This window comes from Sporosarcina sp. FSL K6-5500 (genome assembly GCF_038005665.1).
Taxonomy (GTDB): domain Bacteria; phylum Bacillota; class Bacilli; order Bacillales_A; family Planococcaceae; genus Sporosarcina; species Sporosarcina psychrophila.
In genome coordinates this window covers 1,000,006-1,025,080 of sequence record NZ_JBBOTP010000001.1, presented here as the reverse complement: position 1 = coordinate 1,025,080, position 25,075 = coordinate 1,000,006, and the positions used below count along the sequence as shown (strand labels likewise).

The window sequence follows — 25,075 nt, the reverse complement described above, 5'->3', positions numbered from 1 at the left end:
TGCGAAGTACCCAATAAACGTTGTTTACTTCTAGTAAAAAGTTGCCATCTTACCCTACAGTATTTCCAACAACCAATCATCACCAAATCACCAACTAAAGGAGGGGACTGCCCCATGTGGAGAATCTACGCACTCCTCACTACCGCAATGCTTATCTGGGGATTTAACCTGCCACTCCTCAAATATCTGCTCATATATGTCGGACCAGTTACCATGACAACATTCCGTATCCTGCTCGCAGGCATCACGGTATTCATCATTCTGGCAGCGTTCAAAATGCTTCGCCTGCCAACAAAAAATGAATGGAAATACATCATAGGAGGCGCGATGCTCAATGTCGTTCTCCATCATTATTTCCTGAACATGGGACTTGTTCGCACGACCGGCACAAACGCGGGACTGATACTCGGAACAGGCCCAGTCCTGACGGCGATCTCCGTCGCACTTATCATGCGGAATTACCCGTCTAAAGTGCAATGGCTTGGTTTCTTAGTCGGCCTAGGCGGCGTCAGTTCCGTCGTTTTAGCAGGCGGGGGAATTGGCGGTCTCGCGCTCGGTGATAGCTTCATCTTCATTTCAATCGCCGCTCAAGTACTGTCATTCCTAGTCATCGCAAAAGCAGCAAAAACACTGGATCCACGTATCATGACCGCTTATATGATGGTAGTCGGCAGCGCGGTACTACTCATCATTAGCCTGATTCAAGAACCCGGTGAAATCAAAGCATTTGCCACCGTACCACCCATGTTTTGGCTCGGTTTCGCAGCAAGCGCCATCATCGGCACAGCTGTCGGACACATGCTCTACAACTACGCAGTCGGAAAAGTCGGCCCAGCCAAAGCCGCCATCTTCATCAACTTCAACACCATGTTCTCCCTAATCGGCTCAGCACTATTCCTTGGCGAAATCATCACCTATCGCCATCTCATCGGCCTAGCCCTCATCATTGCCGGCGTTATACTAGGATCCGGCGCCGCAGAAGATCTATGGAAAAAACGTCGTGCACGCAAAGTTGAGAAGATTGATAAAAACGTTGTCTAGTCTCCTAAACCCGCCGTTTACATTCTAGATTAAGAGACCTTTCTTTTGAATAAACAATCACCACCCAATCAGCCATCCGGACCACCGGATGGCTTCCTTTATGCCCTTCAACTCTAAAAGTAGAAGTCAAAAGCTAATTAGAAAAGGGCAGTCCCGAATAAAATAAAGAAGTTCACAACGTATCCGAAAGACTAAGCAACCAATCAACGAAACTAAACAACACATCGATCCAACTAAACAACGTACCGATCCAACTAAACAACGTACCGATCCAACTAAACAACGTACCGATCCAACTAAGCAACATACCGATCCAACTAAGCAACATATCAAACAAACTAAGCAACATACCGATCCAACAAAACAACATACCAATCAAACTAAACAACACATCCCAAAAAGTAAGCAACATAACAACTAAACCAAACAAACACTCCCGCCAAACCCCTTGCCACCTCACCAAAAACCTGCTATTCTACGACTGAACAAAGAATATTCAGACCACCGAAAGGAGTGAATCCCTATCTACACAAAACGCCAACCGCCGGACGATCTCATACCCCTTAAACGATTGCTCGCCCGGCTCCCTGACAACCACCAGCAGTACAAAACAATCAGCAACAAACTATACCAGACGAAATCCGGCTATTCCGGCGAACTTAAAGTCGACCGTATCCTCAACGAAATCGACTTCCCCAAAGGTTCCGCCATCATGAAAAACATAACCGTGGACATCAACCCCAATTTCCGCGTCCAGCTAGACACTCTAATCCTAACCCCAAAACGCGCAATCCTATTGGAAATCAAAAATTACGCTGGCACCGTCCTGTTCGACGAAGCATCCGGAAAAACTACCAAAATCTCTGGCGACGGCGCAATCGAAAAATTCGACTGCATCATTCATCAGCTAGACCGCGCTACGTACGCCGTCGAAAAATGGCTCAACCAAAAACAAATCGATTTACCCGTAGAACCAATCCTAGTAATGGCAAATCAGCGGACCGAAATCCCCAAAATGCCCGTATCCACACCGCTCAAATTCGCCAAACAGCTACCCAGATATATCCGAGGACTCCCGGACATTCCAGACGAACTCACGCCGCGCCAAATCGCAACAATTGCCAACCAACTTTACACAAACCAAGTCAAATGGAAACGCATTCCCGCTAGCGAAAAACACAACATCTCACTATTCGAGTTAAAAAAAGGTGTCCTTTGTCCAGACTGTAACACCATCATGCCAAGAACCCAAGGCCGCACATGGATTTGCAACCCTTGCGGAAAACCCAACAAAGGTGCACTCGAACAAGCCGTCGCCGACTGGTACCTGCTCATCAGCCCAACACTCACAAACAAACAGCTCCGCCAATTTCTCAAATTAAACTCAAAATCCGCCGCCAGCATCATATTCCGCCAGCTGCGACTCAACCGAAAAGGCACACCACCAAGAACCATCTACACCTGGGACTACAAATTTCCCATGCATAAATAACAACAAAAAAAAGCCGCCCTCTCCACCGGGCGGCTACCTTTATATACAAATCAAACCCAAAACTCCACAACGTATCCAAGAAAGTAAACAACGCCCCCGCCAAACTAAACAACATTCCCGTCCAACAAGACAACATCAAACGAAAACTAAACAACGCTATCGAAAAACTAAGAAACATCCTCCAAATATAGAAAGGGAAGTTCAATAAAAGATAAAATACAATAGCGATTCAAGAACATACGTATGGTACAATAAGAGAACAATAGAATAGGTAGCTCAAGGGTGGTCAGCCCACTCCCGTATAGTTAAGGAAGGCAGACTAAAATCGCCGCGTCCTGCGGCAATGTCTGCATGACCCACATCCTGTGGGCCCGGGGTGGTGCCAATGTCAGTATTCGAGGCGCTAATGTTCGCAGTAGCTTTTGCAACATTAATCGTGTTAATACTCTCATTTGACCATAAAAATAAAAAATAACCCATCCTTGAGTTAGAGGCTCAGATGGGTTACTACTCCAGATGGGCTGATCCCCTTATAGGGAACCTAGCTATTGCTGACCGTTTGACGCTCGACACGTCAAGCGGTCCTTTTTATTCTTTACTAGATCTACTCTCAATATACAGTATGCTGCAGAAGACTTCAAGAACCAGAACCAAGAAATAACTTGAAAAGCAGAAGAAAGGGAAGTCTTTAGCGGGCAAAAAGACGGTTGGAAAAAGTCTTGGCCAATCAAATCCAAGAGTTCACAACGAATCAAACAAATATCACAACACTCCAATCCAACTAAACAACATCCCGCCGAAACATCGCAACACTCCAATCAAACTAAACAACATCCCGTCGAAACATCACAACACTCCGATCCAACTAAACAACATCCCGCCGAAACATCACAACATTCCCATCCAACCAAACAACACCCCCTCAACACCAAACAACACCCAAAAATCATCCCCCCACATCCCGCATATACTACTACCCACCAATCAAAAAGGGGGAACCACCATGTCACTCACCATCAACCCGCGCGTCCAACAAATAGAACCATCCGGCATCCGCAAAATCTCAAACCAGCTCATAAACTACCCCGATGCCATCAATCTAACCATCGGCCAACCCGACTTTCCAACACCCGAACCCATCAAAAAAGCCGCCCACAAAGCAATCGACGACAACAAAACTACCTACTCACACAACGCCGGTCTCCTCGAACTCCGGCAAGTCGTATCCACCTTCTTCACCAATAAATACAGCTTCACCTACAACCCACAAACCGAAATCATCATCACAACCGGCGCCAGCCAAGCAATGGACACTGTATTCCGCACGATTCTCGATAATGGAGACGAGGTCATCGTACCCGCACCCATCTACACCGGCTACGAACCGCTCATCACACTCGCCGGCGCCACACCCATCTATCTCGACACAACAACAACCAACTTCATCCCGGATCCAACCCAACTAGAAAAGCTCATCACGCCCAAAACAAAAGCAATCGTCTTCAACTATCCATCCAATCCAACCGGCGTCACCATCCCACGCGAAACGATGGACGAACTCGCCGCAACACTCGCCAATCACGACATCTTCATCATCTCGGACGAAATCTACAGCGAAAACAGTTACCAAGGAGAACACCGCTCTTTCGCTGAGTACCCTGATCTGAAAGACAAACTATTCCTCATCCATGGCCTGTCCAAATCCCATTCCATGACAGGCTGGCGCATCGGTTTCCTGCTCGCCGCCGAAAAATGGATGCAACAAGCCGTCAAAGTGCACGCCTATAACACCATCTGCGCAGGCGTCCCATCCCAACACGCAGCGATCTGCGCACTAACCGAATGCCAACACACGCCTGCGGCAATGAACCCGGACTATATCCTACGCCGCGACTACATCTACACCCGGCTCTCTAACATGGGCCTTCCGACAGTTAAACCGGGTGGCGCATTCTACATCTTTCCTTCTATTAAAGAGTTCAACCTAACATCCGAACAATTCGCCCATACTTTGCTCGATGAAGCCCGAATCGCCGTCGTACCAGGCACCGCCTTCACACCATTCGGCGAAGGCCACATACGAATTTCCTACGCCTACGCATTCGACCAACTCGAAATCGCCATGGACCGACTCGAAACCTGGATAACCAACTGGCGCAACAAAGAACGCCACATAGTTCCAAATCCACCGTTATTGTAATCAATAAAAAGTACCATTCTTGAAACAATCACCGAATAAAGGTATAATGTCTTTAGAAACGCATAACATAAAAAAGACCGAGTGCGCTAACACTCGGCCTAGCAACTGCAAACCGCAAGAAGAGCGGTTGATCCGGTTTTAGACAGAAATAACCGTCATACCTTATCAGCGGGGGACGGTTATTTCTTTTTTACGAAGAAAATGATCAATGTGACTACAATTGTAAAGGCTGCTAACATTACAGTGCAAAGCTGAATTAGCAAATTTATCGATTCGTAAGTCGACATTGGCATCACCTCCATTCTCATGGAAGTGACCAACCGCCCACACTTCATATGCAATTACCAACTCTATCATAACACAAAAAGAACGTTTGTTCTATCCTGCGACAACAAAAATCCATCAATCGATTACTAAGAAATCAATAAAAACAAGCCCCTCGCCACCAGCAAGGGGCTTTAAACTTTTTCAACCAAACAACAAACCTCTCAATACCCCCGCAAAACATAGTATAATAATAGAAAAAGGAGGCACTACCATGAAAAAACACATCCCAACCCTACTACTCTCAGCAACTCTACTAATCGCATTCCAACCAGCCGCACAAGCTGCCACATTTACAGACGTGCCAACCGCACACTGGGCACACAAAGCCATCAACAACATCTCCACCCGCGGCCTCATCAACGGCTATCCAGACGGAACCTACCGCGTCAATGAGCCCGTCACCCGAGCCCAAGCCGCAAAAGTCGTCGCGCTAGCCATCAACGCCAAACCGACAGCCGCATTCAAACCAAGTTTCCAAGACGTCAGCCCAGCCCATGGCGCATACGACCACATCCGCGCACTCACCGAACGTGGCATCTTCACCGACGGGGACAAATTCCGCCCGAACGAGCCACTCACCCGTGCGCAAATGGCCAAAATACTCACACTAGGCTATAAAATAATCGTAGACGACAATGACCTTATCAAATTCCAAGACGTCATTAAGCTCAACCAAAACTACGGTTACATCACAACACTCGCCGAACTCGGCATCACAACAACACCGCCAGGCGGTATGTACAAGCCAAACGATATCGTCACCCGCGCGCACATGGCGGCATTCATCGACCGCACCACCAAATTCGAACTTGAACGCGAAAAAGGCGTCATCTACTATGACAAAGCCCGCAGCATGTATATGGACAAATCCAAGCCTGATCCAATGCCGCCAGTAATAGACGATCAAGACAACTCCCTCAAAACCGTTGAACTTGTCAACAAACAGCGGAAACAGCTAGGCGTAAAAGAACTCATTCTCGACGCTGACCTCTCAGCAATCGCTAAAGCCAAAGCACAAGACATGGCGAAAAATAACTACTTCGACCACAAATCACCAACATATGGCACTGTCGATGAAATGCTGAAGAAGTTCAACTACAAATGGACCGCATACGGTGAAAATATCGCAAGAGGCTACATCGCACCCGAATCAGTCGTCAAAGAATGGATGATCTCGCCAACTCACCGCGCCAATATCGCAAACAACAACTTCACACACGTCGGTACTGGTTATGCAACCGACGACAAAGGAAAACCGTACTGGGTCCAACTCTATACACAAAAATAAAAATACACTAACCAAACAACATTTCCACCAAACTAAACAACAAAATACCAAATCCAACCATCTTACAAACTTCAAAACTGGGTATAGGTTATAATAAAAGAGAACATACCCGTGAAAGGGGACTCACCACATTGAAAAAAATCCAAACAGCATTCATCGCCATCATAACCCTGTTCCTATTTACACCAATCGCCCAAGCAAGTACACTCGACGACGTCAAATTCTTCGTCGAGACCTACTACTATGGTGACGTCCCTAAAAACCTCAACACCATGAAAAACGTAGACGAAATCGTCAACTCACTCGACGAATACTCGCGCTACATGTCCGCCGGGGAATACCGTACCTATCTATCGGCCGTTGCTGTGGATGAACACCAACCATCGTCAATCCAAAACGTAGCAGCAACAACACCGACTAAATCACCAGCAAAACCAGAGCACCCAATCACATCATCCATGCTCTACGGCAACATCGGTTACATAAAAATCGCCACGTTTTCCGCCGACCTGGGCAAGCAAGTGGAAGCACACTGGACGAAGCTCAAAAAAAATGGAGCAACCGGACTCATCGTCGACCTGCGCTATAACGGCGGTGGCTACGTCGACAGTGCCGAACAGCTTCTCGGCTTTTACCAAGGCGTGACAAACGCTTACTACCTATCTACACGCGAAGGCAACAAAATGATTAAACCGATACCAACCAAAACGAAATTCCCGAAACAATCATATGTGCTCGTCAATCGCTATTCCGCATCTGCATCTGAAATCGTCGCTGCGTCCCTCATCGATCAGCAAGCCGCTACCATAGTAGGTGAGACGACGAAAGGGAAGGGCAGTGTCCAATCCTTCTTTGAATTCAATGACGGTAGTGCACTCAAACTGACAATCGGGCACTTCACGGGACCCAAAGGAACGCTTGTCCATAAAAAGGGTATCCAACCTAGCATCAAAACCGAATCGAACAAAGAACTGATAGACATCCATCAGCGGCTCCTCAACGAGTCATTCAGCAACAAGCACTACAAAAAAATCGACAATCTCGACAATGTACCAACGACTAAAAAAATGACTATCCAATTTACACAGCCAATGAACTTTAACAACGCACAGACGTCCAATAATATAGAACTAGTTAAAGTAGGCGGCGTAGCCGTCCCAATCACCATCAACCAAAAGGCCAATAACACAATTGAAATTGTTCCTAACAAAAACCTGCAACCCGGCGCTTCCTATGAACTCATCATCCACCCGGGTTTGAAAAATACCAATGGTCGCACGGTTAAACAAGGCACATACGTCCCAATAACCGTCAAAAGCGCCAGCTGATGTACGCTAGCGCCTAGCAACCTAAACACCGAATGTGTTATAATCAACGAGCTGTCCGGTGCCAGTTACTGACACCATTTAGCACATTCACATTGTGACAGCAGTTGGCTTCACATTGAACCGCCATCAAGAACTCCTAGAAAAGAGGAAAATTACTATGAAATCCACTATGAATAAAAATATATGCGTCATCGGACTAGGCTACATAGGCCTACCAACAGCAGTAATGTTCGCCAACAGTGGCGTCCGCGTACACGGCATGGACGTTAACGAAAAAGCAGTTAACATGATCGCAAACAAACAACTTCATATAGAAGAGAACGGACTTCAAGAGCGTCTGGAAGAAGCAATCGACAAAGGGTACTTCACGGTTTCAACGCAACCTGTCGAAGCAGACGTCTACATCGTGGCCGTCCCATCGCCAATCAATCCAGACAACACAGCAAACTTGGAGTACATCCGTAAAGCAACAGCGTCAATCGTTCCTTACCTAAAAAAAGGGGCACTGGTTATTCTCGAATCAACTGTGCCACCAAAAACAGTAGAAAACGTTATGTTGCCTGAGCTTCGCAAGTCAAACCTAGAACTAGGCGTAGAACTATTCGTCTCACACTCACCAGAGCGCGTTATTCCAGGCAAGATCTTCGAAGAACTCATTAACAACGACCGCATCGTCGGCGGCATCACGCCTGAATCCGCTGAGATGACAAAAGAGCTATACCAAACATTCGTCCAAGGGGAAATCCACCTAACTGACGCAACAACAGCGGAACTCGTCAAAGTAATGGAAAACACGTATCGCGACGTTAACATCGCGTTTGCCAATGAACTCGCAAAAATCGCTGAAACAATCGACGTCGACATATGGGAAGCTATCCGCTTTGCCAACTTCCACCCGCGCGTTAACATCCATACGCCAGGACCTGGTGTAGGCGGACATTGTATCGCAGTAGATCCTTGGTTCTTGGTGGAATTAAGCCCGGAAAACTCCGACATCATTAAGAAGTCACGCCTGACGAACAACGGCATGCCGAAATTCACAGCGCAAAAAGCACAAGCACTTCTTGAACAGCATGGCATTCAGGGCGGTAACGTCGCAGTACTAGGTCTTGCATTCAAAGCCGACGTTGACGATTTACGAGAAAGCCCTTCGACGGTAGTTATTAAAGAACTACAAAACTTGAATCTGCAAGTAACGTCATTCGATCCACATATCAAAGAACTGCAACACCCGACACAACGCGCATCACTAGGCGAAGCGCTTCAAGACGTCGACCTGATTATCCTGACGACGGATCATACGGAATTTAAAAACCTCAATCCGGAAACAGTGAACACTGGCGACACCAAGCCACTCGTACTCGATACAAAAAACGCACTCAACCGTGACAAGTGGGAACAAGCCGGATTCCGTTTCTTTAAGCTCGGCGATGGCAAGAACAAAGGACTTTCTTCTATATGAAAGAGACCATTCTTGGCGTTCAAGTCAATACCGAAAACTACGACGAGTTAATACCGAAAGTCTTCCGCAACATCGAAGACAAGAAGAAATCACTCGTCGTAGCCATCAACCCGGAAAAGTTGATGAAAGCAAAAGAAGACCCGGGACTAAAAGCGCTTCTTAACAGAGCGGAGTTCCAAATCCCGGACGGCATTGGCGTTATCATTGCGTCTAAATTAAAAAAAGGCAGTATCTCGTCACGCATTACTGGAATTGACATGATGGACCGCATTGTTAGGGAAGCAGCACGTACTGGACGTGCGGTTTTCCTATATGGGGCGAAACCAGGTGTTGCTGATAAGGCGGCGCAACAACTAAAACAAACCTATCCAAATCTTATCGTGGCGGGAACACAGGACGGCTATGAATCAGACACTAGTAAAGTCTTAGAAACTATCAATAAGGCCAAGCCCGATATCCTATTCGTTGCGATGGGTTCTCCAAAACAAGAGCAATGGATTGAACAACACCGGGACAACCTATACCCAATGTTGTACCAAGGCGTTGGTGGTTCATTCGACGTCCTTGCAGGTAACGTCAAGCGAGCACCCGCCGCATTTCAAAGAATGGGAGCGGAGTGGCTGTATCGTCTATTGAAAGAGCCTAGTCGCCTCAAAAGGCAAATGAATCTACCAAAATTCTTATTTGAAGTTTTCAAACAAAAAAGAAGTTGACACTCTTGTATTCTTTTAAAAGAGGTGCTAGAATACTAAAGTGTAAGGATAATTTCCTCTATAACATATATAACAAACGCCATGCAGATCGAAATTGGTTGGTTGACCACACAAAAAAACTCGAACAGTTCCCATCTGTTCGAGTTTTTTTGTGTCCGAAAAGCGAAAGACGTCGTCTTAGATGCGGCAGGCATAAGACAGAACTACGTCGTGGCGTACTTGGCCACAGAGTAGGGCTGACTTATGACCCGAGCATCTGACGCCTGAAGTCTAGACATGCTTGAAAGGTGGAAGCGCCTGCTCAGCCCCGACAAGCGCTGGAGGGTTTGAAAGCAATGGCGCATTTTGCCATTGATTCAAAACTGAAGCGACTCGAGGGGCTAGGCGCTGGAACTAGACACCATAGAAAAGCGAAAGGCGCCATTCAAGTCCCTGGTGCCAGTACTGCTACCCAAAGTTCCCAAGCATCGGATTTCTAGAACTAGATCCCGAAAATGTGTAGGACACTTTTTTTAGGAACCATGAATGACAATCCTCCCCGTTTGGAAAGAAAACCATTTTCCGCCATAAATTCAAAACAGAAGAAATTAAAAGGATTTGAAGTTTATGTGGACCAAGAAAATCATATAAGTCCCACTTAAACACGCATAGGTAAGCCGAAAAGACTTAAGACTACGCAAGGAATTCCAAATACATAATCAGCAGTAACTAGACACTAACAATTGAAATGGTTCTGTAACTTGGAAGCAAAATCCGTAAAATACTTGATATATATCAGATATGCGATAGAATGGTAGAAGCGGCTCAGGAATCTAGTATTGTTTCCCAAAGGGATTTACTATATTACTAACTTGTAATTGACATCCTTGTCGTAATTATCTATACTTTAATCTGTAATGACTTCTATCTTTCATTTTGCCGTGGAAGTAGTTGACACAAATTTATTTTCTATCTAAGAGGAGGAAATTATTCAATGGCTAACCAACCATCTAAGTACAGCAAATTTTTAGTAGGGGCTGCATCAGCAGCACTAGTAGCATCCGCAGTAGCACCAATCGCAAGCGCGGCAGATTTCAAAGATACGAAAGGTAACACGCACGAAGAAGCGATCAACGCTCTTTCTGATGCAGGCGTTATCTCTGGATACCAAGACGGTACATTCTTACCAAACAAAACGTTGACTCGTTCTGACGTTGTGAAATTGATGGGTAAATGGCTTGTATCTGAAGGGTCAGTAGTACCAACAGATTACAAAACAAACCCACGTTTCGCAGATCTTAAGTCTACATCTAACGATGAGCTTCTGAAATTTGCTGCAGTTGTTAAAGACAACGGCGTATTCGTAGGAACTCCAGACGGTAAACTAGATCCTACTGGAAACATCACTCGTGAAAACATGGCAGTCGTTCTTGTTCGCGCATTTGACCGTGTTCATGAAATCGATCTTACAACTTATGTTGCAGGACAAGATTTCAAAAAAGACGTTACTGATCTAGGAAAAGCGAAAGCTGAAGCACGTCCAGCAATCGACGTTCTTGATTTCTTCAACATCACGAACCCGGCTGCACCAGCGTTCAATCCTAAGGAAACAACTACTCGTGGACAGTTCGCTACATTCCTTTACAAAACAACAAAAACGGACTTCTCTGATGTTACATCTGGAATTGTAGGATCTGCAGATATTAAAGCTGTTAACGCTACAACTGTTGAAGTTGCTTTCAAAGAGAAAGTTGAAAACCTTAACTCTCTTAACTTCAAAATCGACGGTTTAACAGTTTCTAACGCTGCTGTTAAACAATCTGATGACAAAGTAGTAGTTCTTACAACTGCTGTTCAAAAAGGCGGAGAGAAATACACAGTAACATTGAATGAAAAAGCTATTGGTTCATTCAGCGGTATTTCTTCAGTAATTCCTACGAAAATCGATATTACTACACAGTCTGTTCAAGGTAAAGTTGGAGCACAAGCAATCCTTTCTGCTGATGTAGGCGTTAAACAAGCAGGTATTCCTGTAACGTTCAACGTGAAAGCAAACACAATCGGAACACTTAACAAAGACCAAGTGTTTGAAACACTAACAAATGCAGACGGTATTGCAACATTCTCTTATACACAATACGCAGCGGGTACTGACTCAGTTGTTGCTTATCCAACTGGTGCACCAACTGTACGTAGCCTTGGGTATGTTTTCTGGGGCGTTGACACTATCCTTGCAGTTGAAGAAGTTACTACAGGATCAACAATTAACAATGGCGCTAACAAAACGTACAAAGTTACATTTAAAAATGCTACTACTGGAAACCCAGCTACAGGTCAAAATCTAAATGTTTCTTTCTTAGAGAACTTGAATGTAACAGCTGATAAGATTTCTAACGCTACTGTAAATGGTGTACAGCCAGTTCAGTTAAGCAATAACTCAGCTCCAGTTGCAACACAGATTACAACTGACTCAAAAGGTGAAGCTACATTTACTGTTTCAGGAACAAACACTGAAGTTACACCTATCGTATTTGAAGCAAATAACACTGTTGTTAACGGTAATGTAGTTAAGGACTTCAAATATGAAGCTTCAGACCTACAAGCAAAAGCTGCTAAAGTGAAATTCGCTGCAGTACAAGCAGATTACGTAATTGATGTAGCTCGTGATGGTGGAGAGACTGCAGCGTTGAATTCTTCTAACGGACGTAAGTACAACGTTGTTGTAAAAGACAAAGATGGTAAACTTGCTGCTAATGAAGTAGTCAACGTAGCGTTCAACGAAGACCTTGACCGTGTAATTGCTACAAATACAGAAGCGAAATTCATTAAAGTGAATTCTGACGATACTCAACAATATCACCCAACTAGCGCTGTAGGCGATACAGCGAAACAAATCTCTGTTAAAACAAACGCTAAAGGTGAAGCTTCGTTCGTAATCGGAAGCGATAAAGACAACGACTACGCGACACCAGTTGCTTGGATCGATGTTAACACTCCGAATGCTGTTGAAGGTAAATTGGATGAAGGAGAGCCGAAAACACTCGCTGCAATCTCTTACTTCAAACCGGCATATCTTGATGGCGCAGCATTGAAAGTTTACAAGGACGGCAAAGCAACAACTAGCGATTTCAAAGGTAGCGAATCTGCTACATTCAAAGCTTCTCTTGTGAACCAAAGTAATAAAACAGTGGCGAACACATCTATCAACAAAGTATCATACACAATCTTCAATACTGGTGCGAACGATGTGATTGTTGGAAATCAAATTATCTCTCCAAACCGTAGCTATACAGTTACGTATGAGACTCCGAACACTGACTTGGTTGTAAGACCGACTCAAGACAAAAACGCATCAGTGCGTGTAGTTGCAACAGGTATCGCAAAAGATACTGATGGCAAAGACTACGCATTCACAGCGAAAGAAGCAACAGCTACATTCGCAGCAACAAAAGCAGTTTCTGCACTTTACACTGGCGATGTTGAATCTTACAATTCGAAAGACGAAGAACTTGTATTCGTAGGTAAAGACCCAGTATCATACACTGGTTCAGGCTATGTTTACAAAGGTGTTGGGAACACTCCAATCGCAACAGCTGAAGACTTCATCAAAGAATTGAAAAAAGGTAAAGTAACTGTTACTCGCGAAGTCAAAGACGGCGTGACAACGTTCTATATCGTTGAACAAGTTAGTGGTACTACAGGACCTAAAGATACAGCGGTAGTTGTACCTGAACCAACACTGACAGCTAAAACAGTAGCTCGTACAGTGGTAGTTGGTGCTGATGCATTAACATTTACTGCAAGTGAACTTGCAACAAGTAATAAAGACCTAGTATTGTCACTTGTTGGCACAGCTACTTCTGATAATGCAACTGTAGCATCTGCAACAGTTACAGATAACAAACTTGTTATTACTCCAGGAACAACTGTAGGAACTGCGGAAGTTACAGTAAATGTGACTGACGGTAAATTGACTACAACTGCAACTGTGACTGTTAAAGTTGAAGCAGTAAATACAAATGTAACTCTATCATCACTAACGGGTGCTTATGAAATCCAAGATAATACTGACGTTGATAAATATGGCGTTGTATTAGAACTTAGTAAGCTTCCAGCTGCACTTCAAAATGCTACTTCTTACACAATCGATATCGGTGGCGTGAAGTACGAATTGACTAAAAACAGATTCAATGCTAACGTATTCAGCGGTCAAGTAGACAGCACTAAGCATACAAAAGCTCAAGTTGAAGCTGGTATCATCACTAAGAACTAAGTATCAAGTATAAATAGCAATAAATGTATAAGAGATAGTTGAAAAACTATCTCTTATATACTATATATAATAAAAAAACAGATGAGGTGTAACAACAAGATGACAAAAAAACCATTTAAAGTATTCTCAAAGACTGCAATCGCGGCAGCACTTGCAACTTCAGCGTTAGTTCCAACAGCTGTATTCGCAGCAGAAGAAAATGTAAATCTAAGTGTTTCTGATTATATCGTTGAACACGAAGGCCAATTATACTCAGTTGATACAGCTACGTTCCTTGAAATGAAAGCTGGAAAAGTAGCTCCAACACCTAAGTTTGTTAAAACTGCAGCTGGCAAAGTATATGATCTAAACGATTATCTTGAAGCTAAATCATCAAACATCGGTGCTACAATGCAAGATGCTCTTGAATTACTAGCGGCTGATTCATCATTAGAAAAAGACGTTACATACGGTAACGTTGAAATTGGTGAAGATGGTAAGGTGAATTATATTCCTGCACCATCAACTGACCTTAAAGTGGAAACTGTAAAGGCGATTAACGGTAATCAAGTTACTGTTACATTAACAGGTGTAGAAGGTGAAGTACCTGCATCAGCAGTTAAAGTATCAGACTCTAACGGTGCTGTATATGCAGTAACGTCTGTAGTAGCAGGTGCTACTGAAGGCGAATACCTAGTAAACCTTGGTACTGCAGTAGATGGTAAAGGTACATTAACAGTAGAAGTTAACGGTACTTCTGCAACTAAAGATTTTGATACAACACTTGCAGGTTTAACACTTGATATCTCTACTGATGAGGCAGACAGCGAGTTAACTGCTGATGGAGCAGACAATGCTGTTATCACGATTAAAGCATTAAAAGACGGAGTTCTTGATGAAACTTTCACAGGTTCTGTTAAGTTCCAATCGTTAAAAGGTGCTAAATTCGCAAAAGAAGAAGTTGCATTTGACAAAGGAATTGCCCAAGTTCAAGTAACATCAATCTCTTCACCAACTGCAATTGTTGATACAATTATCGCAACAATTTCAAGTGCAGACAATGCTGAATTTGTTGGTACACAAGCACGTATTAACATCAGCTATGTTCCTAAAGATGCAAACGAAGATGTTCAGAAAAAAGTATTCATTAACTATGCGGAATCAGATCGTGCAAGTGATGTATACGTTAAATTTAATGATAAAGTAGACTTCGACGTACTTCTTGCAGATTGGAAAGCAGACAAAGTTAAGTTTTCAATTTCAAACAAAAAAACTGATGGCTCACCTAATAATGTTGCTTCTACTGATATTCTAGATTTAGTAAAAGTAAACGATAATACAATCAAACTTGCACTTGCAAATGAAAATGCTCTTACGGATAACTCTGAAGTTAAAGTTGAAGTAATAGACGGTCGTACAAACGGAATTGTGCAAGATAGCGACATTAGCTTTAACCTTGTTGACAATACAGCACCTAAAGCTGTAGCAGTAAAAGCTGTAGACTACAAAACATTAGTTGCAGAATTCACTGAACCGGTTAACGACGAAGGTCTTGATGCAGTAATCAAAGCGTCAACTGCAGGTAACTGGGTATTAAACGGTCATAAACTAGATGCAGATAAAGATATCTTAAGCATTGAAGTGGGTAACATTATCAATGAAGATGGCGATGTATCTGCTTATGATACTGTTAAACGTCTGGACAACCGTCATTTCGTAACAATTAAACTTGTTGATAAAGATAGTGACGATGCTACTAAGGTTGGCGTAGAGCACTATAAAGCTACGGGTAAAAAGAATCTTCTTCAAGCATATAACATTTCTGATTATGCAGCATTGACTGATGCAACGGGTCAAAACAAAGCAACTACACAAGAATTCGAATTCGTAACACCAGCAGTACCTGCAGCACCAACTGTAAAAGTTACACAAGATTCACCAGAGCAATTTAAAGTTGCATTCTCAGCAGCTGTTGAGAAAAAATCTGGTGCTGGTGCAGACCTTACATTTGCTGACTTTACAATTGAATACCAAAATGGTTTTGAAGTAGATGGCACAACACCTAAATACAACGTAATGACTAGCTCACAAGTTGAAATCTTTAAAGATACTAACTCAGAGTACTACATCGAATTACTGCAAGACTGGACTCAGATTCACGAAACTGCAAACGAAAAAATTAATTACTACACACCTGGCTACAACAATGTACGTATTACATTAAATGCTAATGCTGCTAAGAGTACTCGTACGGGTGTAGTTATTGAAACTAAACACGAAGAACTACTGGAGTTGAAATTGGATGATGTATCACCTACATTCGTTTCAGCTGAACAAGTAGAATCAATAACTGGAGTTCCACAACAAGAAGTTGCAGTTGTAATGAGCGAACCAGTTAAATTCCCTACAGTTGGAACACCACCTGTATTAGTAAATGATGAAGGCGATACAGCATCAGAGCAACAAGAAGCATCAACTGGAGTGCCAGTTCCAACATTCTCATTCGTAAGCGCGGATCAGAAAACAACGATTGATGGTACACTGAAAACAAATAGTCTATCAGTAGATGACAAATCATTTACAATTGAACCAGATTCTCCACTAGCGGCAGGTGAATGGACAGTTTATATCCGTTCGATTTCTGATGACATTGGAAATACATCTGACACGATTAAACGCCAAGTTACAATTCTACCAACTGAAGATGAAGTAGGAGAAGCAAAAGTTATATGGGCACAGGCTATTGACAACACAGATACTAAAGTGAATAGCAAACTAGAGCTTCAAGACGTAGTATTCATTCAATATGGTACTGAGATGTCACTAGATGCATTGAAATCAAACATCTATACAATCAATGGTAAAGAACTTCCGGAAGGTGTAAGTATTACATCTACAGAGGAAAATTACAGTGGCGATTTAACTGGTACTCGCGTTATGATTACACTTCCACATACATTCCTTGGAGAGGTAGCAGAAACGTATGTAGGAACAGTTGCTACACCACATAACCTTAACATCAACAAACGTTTGACAGATGATAAAGGGAATACGATTCAAGGTAAAACAGAACTTGTAATGTCTTATGACTTTGATGGTTCAGAAACTGTTGGAGATATCCCAGCATTGAATCTTTTGATTACTGGTGATACTCCAGTTGCACTTGCAACGCAAAACTTGGCAGACGCTAAGCTTGCAATCGAAAATTTAGACCTAGAGTGGGATACTGATCAAACAACAACAGTTACAAATGCACAAACAGCAATTAATGCTTTAACATTACCAGCGGGCGTAACTGCAGTGGCTACTACTAACGGTGCTAATGTAGTTGTAACTATTACAAACAGTGCTGGTACAGAGACAATCACGTTGACTCCTTAACAAAAATAAACGAAACGTTGCTTTATAAGCTAGTCGTTTACTAGTGAAATAAGCGGGACTGATGTTTCATGTCTAACTTCAAGACTCTTAACAGGTTAGTAGTTTGACATGAGGCGCAGTTCTAACTGTTACAATCCAATTGATAGGTGAAATTCCTATCCTTGCTAAACAGTCTATATGCAAGTGCCTAATCCTCCTGGGTCCAGTGATGCGCTGATAATTACGCAAAAGGGACTAAGTCAGGTGAAGTCGTACTCGAAACGTTAATCGAGGCGGGGCTCTTTAAAAGACAACTATGGTCAGGTAGACGAATCCATGTAGGCAGGGTGAGGTAGTGGGTGTCGCGAAATTGCTAGGAGTTCGGCACTCATCCTTATATCTGAAATGATGTAAGGGGATTAGTATAATTGACTGTTAAACTGATCATTCTCACTCCTGAATAGTGGAGACCTAAGGTTGTCAAAATGAGGGATGGATGTAACGGAACGTTTGAAGTCTTGTCGGAAGAGGTGTCTCAGCACCCATGATGCCGGGAAGATGGCAGCAGGTTCATAGTAGTGTTGATTGTCAGCCGTTTGTACTTGCATGGTAACATGTAGGGAGGGTAAAACTGACAGGAGCGAAGGAACTTAGTCTGTGGTAGTTATTCTATGATGCTTATTTCCCTAAAATAATGCATATTCTAACTGCTAAAGAGACCAATTTCCATCAGCAGTCACATATAACAGAATAATGTTTTACCATTGACAGCACGCCGTATGCGGTCAAAGCCGCGTGTACGGTGTAGGCCCGGAGCGAAAGCTACATGCTTGTTTAGGTGTGTGGTATAAGACGGGAATAGCGTAGTAACAGCAACAATTACAAATGATGTAGCGTCAAATTACATCGACAATGGAGATAAAGCAGCTTACAAAGTATCAGGTACCGCTACGGCAAATTCTACAGTAGCGATTACATTAACTGATAAGGATGGACTCGTTATAACAACAAGTGCAACAGCTACTGCTGCGGGTACGTATACTGTGGATGTTGATACAACAAGCAGTGATAATGCGGGTGCGGCTTTAGCAGAAGGTAATGTGACGATTTCAGCAACAGCGAGTCTTGCTGGTAGTACTACAAGTACCCCTGTTACACTAGAAGTTATTAAAGATATAACATCACCAGAAGTTGCTACTAAACTTCCGGTAGCTGGAACTAATGCGGTAACAGCAGCACTAGTGTTCTCTGAAGCGATTGATTTAACTAGTCGTAATGCGGTTAAAACAGCTGTTGAAACAGCCTATACAGTTGTTGGTAATGCTGTAGTAGTAATAGAATGGGCTGCTGATAACAAAACCTTGAATGTTACAGTTACAAATAATACGGGTTCAGTAACTTCAACGGTAATTGCAAGTATTGGAATTAAAGATTTAGCTGGTCATACTGCTCCAGCTATTGTACAATAATCGTAATAATCGGTGCCAGTCACTCATACAACTTGGATACTATTCTGAATGTAGATAATTGATACCGAAAAAAGGTAGAGGGCTTCGGCTCTCTGCTAATTCTGAAAAGAATAAATACTATATAAGCTAGTTTACTAGTGACGGTAGTGGAAATAAGACCTCATGGATATGACTTTAATTAGTTTGCTTCCATGGGGTCTTTTTCTTGACTGAAAATTGAATGGTTTTTTGATTGATGAAATTCGATTGTTGAATATGTCCGGGTACTATGATAGGATATTTGTAGGGGAAATAAGCGATAGAAGAAACAACGACTGACGGCACGCCGTATGCGGTCAAAGCCGCGTGTACGGTGTAGGCCCGGAACGAAAGCCACAAGGGTTAGAGGTTTGTGGTATAAGACGGGAATAGCAATCAAGTATTACAAGCTGATTATATTGCAGCTAATAAGGTACCTGGTGTAGTTGCGGCAGATGTTGTAGGTGATCCGACAGCAGATGGTACAGTGAATAATGGGAAGATTAATGTATCATGGCAATCGTATGATACTGCTAACCCAAGTCTTGCACCGTTTACGGGTGTCACGTATACAGTTGAAGTGACGGACGCAGGAAATAATGTGGTTGCAACTGAATCAGGAATTACAGGAACAAGTATTGAAATTGATGGTTTGGATGATGCGGCAACTTACACAGTCGAGGTCATTGCAAACTTTAATACTACTACTACTTCACTAGTTGAAACAAAAAACGTTACAACTGTTTCGATGGAAAAAGCTAATCCTTGGTTTGGCGGTGGTTCTAATCTTGCCACTAGTTTAACTATCGGCAGCACGAATATATCGGATGGTTTTACTTTCACTTATAGTGATGATTCTGTGGCTGAAATCAGCGTCAATGTATCTGGGTACACAACTAGGGAAGAAGTTGTAGAAAAGTTGAATGAAGCACTTGTGGCTGCAAATGCAGATCATCTTGTTAAAGTCGAATATGATGCTAGTTTTATTAATCCTAAAGGGGTTACGTGGGAGCATGCTATCTTCATTTATGCTACTAAGAAAGGTAGTGATGTTACAATAGGTATTCCTGGACCTGGATCAGCGTTCCCTTCTTGGACAGGCGGTGCCAAAGAAGGTACATCAGTAGATGGTAAATATGATGAAAATAACCCTGAGTGGAATGGTTGGGGTTCACGTCTGTAAGAGTGGGAGATAATTTCCTTGTGCACTTGGGTTGACACCGTTTCTTTTATCTAAACAAATGAACAATAACCAAGTGTGTTTCGGAATGGTTGGTTCCTAAGTAGAAGTAAAAAAATAAAATCCTTCGTAGCGCTAACTTTAAATAGTTAGCGCTACGGAGGATTTTTTGTTCGATGAAATTCAATTGTTGTATAAGTCGGTTTACTATGATGCTTGTAGGGGAAATAAACAGTAGAAGAAACAACCCTTGACGGTACGCTGTATGCGATGAAAGCCGCGTGTACGGTATAGCCCGGGAACGAACCACATAAGGGATTGATGTGTGATATAAGACGGTAATAGCGCAACACCAGTAGATTTGGCTACAGCAGCTGTAGTGAAAGCGGAAGGAAGTAAAACGCAAGTTGATATTGATGCAGCGCAAGATCTGATTGCTCCTTTTTGGATGTTTCCCGATCGTTCTAGCCGTTACCTGCAATTATCTATAAAAAGAATGTGAGATTAGATGCAACGTAGCTTAATAATGGTCTGTAGAAGCGTTTGAGGGGTGTTGTTGTGTAGAAGATGGGGTGATTCTTCAAGTGATTTCCAAAAGGATGAATTTTCAACGGTGCGATGTTTAGTTTTTGTATAGAAAAGTGTGTTATGATATTATCAGGGAAATAAGAGGTAGAAGAAACAAAATCACCATTGACGGCACGCCGTATGCGGTGAAAGCCGCGTGTACGGTGTAGGCCCGGAACGAAAGCTGCAATCGCGGTATAAGACGGGAATAGCTTTATATCAAAAACAGACAGCACGACAGAAAATGATCCTGCAACACTCGGACTCACAGGTACTTCAGTTACTTCAAGTAATACAAATGTAGCAACAGCAACGATAACTAATGGGAAAATTACTATAACTTCAGTAGGTCCAGGTACAGCAACGATTACAGTTAAAGAAGATGCGAAAACAGCAACAATTGAAGTAACAGTAGCAACAGGTGGAGCAATCTCAGTTAATACAATTACAAAATACGATTCTTCAGCAGAAGATGCTGGCGTAGTAATTGCTCAAATTGCGGCATTGTCTCCAGGTCCGGTAACGCCGGCAGATGTACAAGCAGCGCGTAATGTATTTAACGATTTGACATTGGCCCAACAGGAATTGGTGACGAATTTAAATGACCTTGTCACAGCTGAAAATAGTGCATCAAAAATAGCGGCGGATAAAGCAACTGTTGATGTAACATACGCAACAGGAGAAACTTCTACCGCTGTGAAAAGCAATGTAACATTAAAATCAGCCGTCACGCAAGGTTCAACAGTTACATGGACATCTAGTAACTCAGCAATCGCAGGTAACGGTACAGTCACTCGTCCGATTTTTTCTGCCGGTGATGCAACTGGCGATGTAACAGCGACGATTAAACACGGAACTGTCCAGGATACAAAAGTATTCACGGGTGTGAACGTTCTTAAGAAAAGTTTTACGACTCCAACACCAGATGAAAAGGACCATACGTTTACACTTGTTCCTGATGGTTATGGATTAACTGATTTTACAGTAGGAGATTCAATCAAACTTCACAGTAGTGGAGTTAAAAATGGAATAACTTTTGAGTTAAGTTATGACAATACAACAGGCATAGTTACGGTGACGGCGATATCGGGTACTGTAACTGGACCGGGCACTTTAGGGATTGATATTATTAAAGATGGTAAGACATCCGTGAAAAAAATTGAGTTCGAACAGGGTTCAGATTCGTCATATAATCACCTTGTATTTACGGTGCATGATTTTAGCGGTAACTAATAGCTAAGTTAGACATCCTTCTGACGATTTGAAGTTAAGTGGAAAAGACTGAGGGCTTAGGCTCTCTGCTGATTCTGAAATGAAGAAGTGCTATACAACTAGTTTGCTAGCAAGTGTAGTGGAAATAGACCTCATGGATATGACTTTAATTAGTTTGCTTCCATGGGGTCTTTTTCTTGGCTTAAAATTGAATGATGAAATTCGATTGTTGTATATGTCTTTGTACAATGATATGCTGGTTGTAGGGGAAATAAGCGATAGAAGAAACAACCACTGATGGCACGCCGTATGCGGTCAAAGCCGCTTGTACGGTGTAGGCCCGGAGCGAAAGCCATGAGGGATATATGTGTGGTATAAGACGGGAATAGCATTGCAGATAATATTTTCAGCTTTGAATTATTACCATCCGTAAACGATTCTACTCTGGATAAAACAGTGAATACGACTAAGTTCGGTAATTATGATGTATTGGTACTTGCTGCAGGTCCATCAGCTCCAAGTCCAGTACCAGCTAGTGAACAAAATAAAAATACTGTCGCTGGCGTTTCTAATCATGCACCAGATGGTGATTTCAACTTCAAGTTAACGCAAAATGCAGGTGGTTTAGATACATCAAACTTTATGGTCTTCCATAATGACAAGAATGGTACTTACGGTGTTCACATCAATGAAGACGGATCTTCAATGAATGGTAACTATGTTGTTGATGTAACTAGTAAAACAACAGCATTTAAGCAACAATTTGTATATGGAACAGTAGGAAACGATGTAACATATGCAATTACTGCTCAAGACAGTGACCTAACAACAGCTGACTTATCAGCTGCTGATGTAACAGTAAAATGGAGTACGATGAAGCAAGATAATGTATCAAGTTCTAAAGTATTTATCCTACCAACAGGAACGACACTTGATGCAGCTAGTCATACTGCGCTTGCTGGTACTATAGATACTAATGGAGCAGATAATGAGTTTGTTGGAACAACAGGTTCAAACGATAGTACGGGCACTGCATTAGCTGATGGAACTTACGATGTATATGTTCAAAACCTTGATTCTGGTGGTTCTGTACTAGAAACATTAAAAGTCACTATCCATCTTGATGGTGAAGCAGGAGCACCAGTAAGCACAGATGCAACAGTAACATCAGGAGATTACACAGTAAGCAATAGTGGTACTGCTACTGAAACAATCACTGATGTTCCAGCATCAACTTCAAAAGCTGATTTCTTAGCTGCGATTACTCTTGGAGATGCAAGTGCAACGATCGACAATTCAGACTTAAGCGATCCAGTTGAAACTGGTGAAACAGTAGTTGTGACAGCAGAAGATGGAACAACTATTGTGACTTATACAATCACGGTAGATCCTGCACTAAGCGCAGATGCAACATTAGTATCAACAATTGGAACGGTTGATAACACGGCTGAAACAATTGTAGATGTACCAAGTGCAACAATTTTAGCAGAATTTATATCTGCTATCACTAAAGCTGCAGGTGCATCATTTAATGTATATGAAGCAGATGGTACAACAGTAGCAACGGATCTACAGGATGGTTACAAAGTAATCGTTACTGCAGCAGATGGTACTACTAAAAAAACGTACACAGTAACAGTAACTCCTTAATAAAACTAAACGAAACGTTACTATATAAGCTAGTTTACTAGTGAAAGTAGTGGAAATTTGACCTCATGGATATGACTTTAATTAGTTCCCTTCCATGGGGTCCGTTTCTAACTATCGTGCTGGATTCGTCAGGGAAGTTCTGACGCGTGTTGAACAGTTCCAGATTGCTCACGAGCCTAATCCTCCTGCATCCGGTGAGAGCCTATCTGCTCGAAGGGGTGAAGTCAGGTGAAGTCGTACCCGGTGGTCCCGGGGCGGGGTTCTTTAAAAGATGACTATGGCTAGGGCGACGAATCCATGTAGGCAGGGTGATGCGGTCAGGTGTGCGAAATTGCTAGGAGTTCATACCTGATTCTCTGTTTCTAAATAAACAATTGGTGATTCGACTAATTTGAACTGTTAAACGAATCATGCCCACATCTGGATAGTGGAAGCCTACGGTCATCAAAACAAGGGAACAGCACGATGGAACGTTTGAAATCTTACTAGAAGAGGTGAGTTAGCACCAGTGAAACTAGTAAGATGGCAGCGGGTTCATAGTAGTGTCGATCGCTAGCCGTTTGGACCTGTATGGTAACATACGGGGAGGATAAAACTAGCAGGAGCGAAGGAACCCAGTCAGTGGTATTCTTCTCGATTATTAACTTGCTATTCAGATGACAAGTGATTTGCTAGGGGAATAAAAAAACAACCACTGACGGCACGCCGTATGCGATGAAAGTCGCCTGTACGGTGTAGGCCCGAAACGAAAGCCGCTTCTGTGGTATAAGACGGGAATAGCATACAAAATATAGTATTCCCTGGTCCAGGAATAACTGTAAAAGGTGGAGACACTATTACTATCGTTTCTTCTGGTGATCCAGCAAACACTATTTGGATTGCACCAGTGGGTCAAACGACAGTACCGATAATAGCTAATGGAACAACTATAACAACTGCAATGGGTACAGCAACGAGTATTACTGCACCAAGCATTGGTGATGAGTATTTTGTTTATGTATCTGATGCTGCAGGTAATATCTCTGCTGCATCAAGAGCATCAATTTCTACAGATAGTACGGCTCCAGTAGTAACCATAGCAAGTGCATCGATTGCAACGGGTGTCATCCGTGGTGAATCTGATGAAAATGGTGCAACTGTTGAGGTATTCTCTGATGAGGCTCTTACAACTAAAATACCAGGTTTAGGTTCAGTTGTTTCAGATGTATTGACTTGGACTGCGTCATCTAACACATTGTCTGAAGCAATTTATTATGTTGTAGTAACTGATACAGTAGGAAATGAAACTATAAAAACAATACTGGCTTCTTAAATTCAGTCACTCACGCAACTCGGATACTATTCCGATAATGATGATTGATACCGAGGAAAGGTAGAGGTCTTCGGCTCTCTGCTGATTCTAAGAAGAATAGTCAACTGTCTTTCGGGTAGGTTGGTTCCCAAGTAGAAGTAGTACAATAAAATCCTTTGTAGCGGTCACTTTAAGTAGTGATCGTTGCGGAGGATTTTTTGATTGATGAAATTCGATTGTTGTATA

At 42.7% G+C, this 25,075-nt stretch carries 17 protein-coding genes; 15 read left to right on the top strand and 2 right to left on the bottom strand.

Annotation, left to right across the window (positions count from 1 at the left end; genetic code table 11):
* The first annotated feature begins 114 nt into the window (after positions 1-114).
* Complete coding sequence (locus tag MKX62_RS04415) at positions 115-1,041, top strand: DMT family transporter (protein WP_340740885.1); 927 nt, start codon at positions 115-117, stop codon at positions 1,039-1,041.
* Positions 1,042-1,213: 172 nt separating this feature from the next.
* On the opposite strand, the gene MKX62_RS04410 is transcribed toward MKX62_RS04415, so the two are convergent.
* Complete coding sequence (locus MKX62_RS04410) at positions 1,214-1,471, bottom strand: hypothetical protein (RefSeq protein WP_340740884.1); 258 nt, start codon at positions 1,469-1,471, stop codon at positions 1,214-1,216.
* 141 nt (positions 1,472-1,612) lie between these two features.
* Between MKX62_RS04410 and MKX62_RS04405 the strand changes: the two genes are divergently transcribed.
* The 3 genes from MKX62_RS04405 (at position 1,613) to MKX62_RS04400 (ending at position 4,733) form a co-directional block, all read left to right on the top strand.
* Complete coding sequence (locus MKX62_RS04405; RefSeq protein ID WP_340740883.1) at positions 1,613-2,533, top strand: nuclease-related domain-containing protein; 921 nt, start codon at positions 1,613-1,615, stop codon at positions 2,531-2,533.
* Between the two features lie 385 nt (positions 2,534-2,918).
* The gene (locus tag MKX62_RS24415) at positions 2,919-3,008 is read left to right on the top strand and encodes a putative holin-like toxin (RefSeq protein ID WP_222617995.1); all 90 of its coding nucleotides are present in this window, start codon (positions 2,919-2,921) and stop codon (positions 3,006-3,008) included.
* Positions 3,009-3,536: 528 nt separating this feature from the next.
* Positions 3,537-4,733 (top strand): aminotransferase class I/II-fold pyridoxal phosphate-dependent enzyme, encoded by a 1,197-nt coding sequence (locus MKX62_RS04400; protein ID WP_340740882.1) that lies wholly within the window; start codon positions 3,537-3,539, stop codon positions 4,731-4,733.
* A 179-nt stretch (positions 4,734-4,912) separates the two neighbouring features.
* Here the strand turns inward: MKX62_RS04400 and MKX62_RS04395 are convergent, their stop codons facing one another.
* Entirely contained in the window at positions 4,913-5,020 is a 108-nt protein-coding gene (locus MKX62_RS04395; protein WP_222617994.1) for a putative holin-like toxin, read from the bottom strand.
* Between the two features lie 251 nt (positions 5,021-5,271).
* On the opposite strand from MKX62_RS04395, the gene MKX62_RS04390 reads away from it, so the two are divergent.
* The 11 genes from MKX62_RS04390 to MKX62_RS04340 all read left to right on the top strand — a co-directional run bounded on the left by MKX62_RS04390 (position 5,272) and on the right by MKX62_RS04340 (position 24,850).
* Positions 5,272-6,348, top strand: coding sequence for a CAP and S-layer homology domain-containing protein (locus tag MKX62_RS04390; protein ID WP_340740881.1), 1,077 nt, complete (start codon positions 5,272-5,274; stop codon positions 6,346-6,348).
* A 131-nt stretch (positions 6,349-6,479) separates the two neighbouring features.
* Entirely contained in the window at positions 6,480-7,676 is a 1,197-nt protein-coding gene (locus tag MKX62_RS04385) for a S41 family peptidase (RefSeq protein ID WP_340740880.1), read from the top strand.
* A gap of 169 nt (positions 7,677-7,845) precedes the next feature.
* Positions 7,846-9,138, top strand: a complete 1,293-nt coding sequence (locus MKX62_RS04380; protein ID WP_340742545.1) for a nucleotide sugar dehydrogenase — start codon at positions 7,846-7,848, stop codon at positions 9,136-9,138.
* On the top strand, positions 9,135-9,851 hold the full coding sequence (locus MKX62_RS04375) for a WecB/TagA/CpsF family glycosyltransferase (protein ID WP_340740879.1): 717 nt from the start codon (positions 9,135-9,137) through the stop codon (positions 9,849-9,851). Before MKX62_RS04380 ends, MKX62_RS04375 begins: the two co-directional genes overlap by 4 nt.
* 973 nt (positions 9,852-10,824) lie before the next feature.
* A complete protein-coding gene (locus MKX62_RS04370) occupies positions 10,825-14,103 on the top strand; it encodes an S-layer homology domain-containing protein (protein WP_340740878.1) in 3,279 nt (1,092 codons plus the stop codon).
* 99 nt (positions 14,104-14,202) lie between these two features.
* Positions 14,203-17,463, top strand: a complete 3,261-nt coding sequence (locus MKX62_RS04365; protein ID WP_340740877.1) for a hypothetical protein — start codon at positions 14,203-14,205, stop codon at positions 17,461-17,463.
* Between the two features lie 1,022 nt (positions 17,464-18,485).
* The gene (locus tag MKX62_RS04360) at positions 18,486-18,911 is read left to right on the top strand and encodes a hypothetical protein (protein WP_340740876.1); all 426 of its coding nucleotides are present in this window, start codon (positions 18,486-18,488) and stop codon (positions 18,909-18,911) included.
* A 505-nt stretch (positions 18,912-19,416) separates the two neighbouring features.
* Complete coding sequence (locus MKX62_RS04355) at positions 19,417-20,112, top strand: hypothetical protein (protein ID WP_340740875.1); 696 nt, start codon at positions 19,417-19,419, stop codon at positions 20,110-20,112.
* Positions 20,113-21,180: 1,068 nt separating this feature from the next.
* Complete coding sequence (locus MKX62_RS04350) at positions 21,181-21,909, top strand: immunoglobulin-like domain-containing protein (RefSeq protein WP_340740874.1); 729 nt, start codon at positions 21,181-21,183, stop codon at positions 21,907-21,909.
* Positions 21,910-22,344: 435 nt separating this feature from the next.
* Complete coding sequence (locus MKX62_RS04345; protein ID WP_340740873.1) at positions 22,345-23,538, top strand: hypothetical protein; 1,194 nt, start codon at positions 22,345-22,347, stop codon at positions 23,536-23,538.
* 886 nt (positions 23,539-24,424) lie between these two features.
* A complete protein-coding gene (locus MKX62_RS04340; protein WP_340740872.1) occupies positions 24,425-24,850 on the top strand; it encodes a hypothetical protein in 426 nt (141 codons plus the stop codon).
* Positions 24,851-25,075: the final 225 nt, after the last annotated feature.

Bases quoted from the DNA above. Each gene is read 5' to 3' on its own strand.
- MKX62_RS04415 (WP_340740885.1), top strand. From the start codon at position 115: ATGTGGAGAATCTACGCACTCCTCACTACCGCAATGCTTATCTGGGGA.
- MKX62_RS24415 (WP_222617995.1), top strand. From the start codon at position 2,919: ATGTCAGTATTCGAGGCGCTAATGTTCGCAGTAGCTTTTGCAACATTA.
- MKX62_RS04400 (WP_340740882.1), top strand. From the start codon at position 3,537: ATGTCACTCACCATCAACCCGCGCGTCCAACAAATAGAACCATCCGGC.
- MKX62_RS04395 (WP_222617994.1), bottom strand. From the start codon at position 5,020: ATGTCGACTTACGAATCGATAAATTTGCTAATTCAGCTTTGCACTGTA.
- MKX62_RS04390 (WP_340740881.1), top strand. From the start codon at position 5,272: ATGAAAAAACACATCCCAACCCTACTACTCTCAGCAACTCTACTAATC.
- MKX62_RS04380 (WP_340742545.1), top strand. From the start codon at position 7,846: ATGAATAAAAATATATGCGTCATCGGACTAGGCTACATAGGCCTACCA.
- MKX62_RS04375 (WP_340740879.1), top strand. From the start codon at position 9,135: ATGAAAGAGACCATTCTTGGCGTTCAAGTCAATACCGAAAACTACGAC.
- MKX62_RS04370 (WP_340740878.1), top strand. From the start codon at position 10,825: ATGGCTAACCAACCATCTAAGTACAGCAAATTTTTAGTAGGGGCTGCA.
- MKX62_RS04365 (WP_340740877.1), top strand. From the start codon at position 14,203: ATGACAAAAAAACCATTTAAAGTATTCTCAAAGACTGCAATCGCGGCA.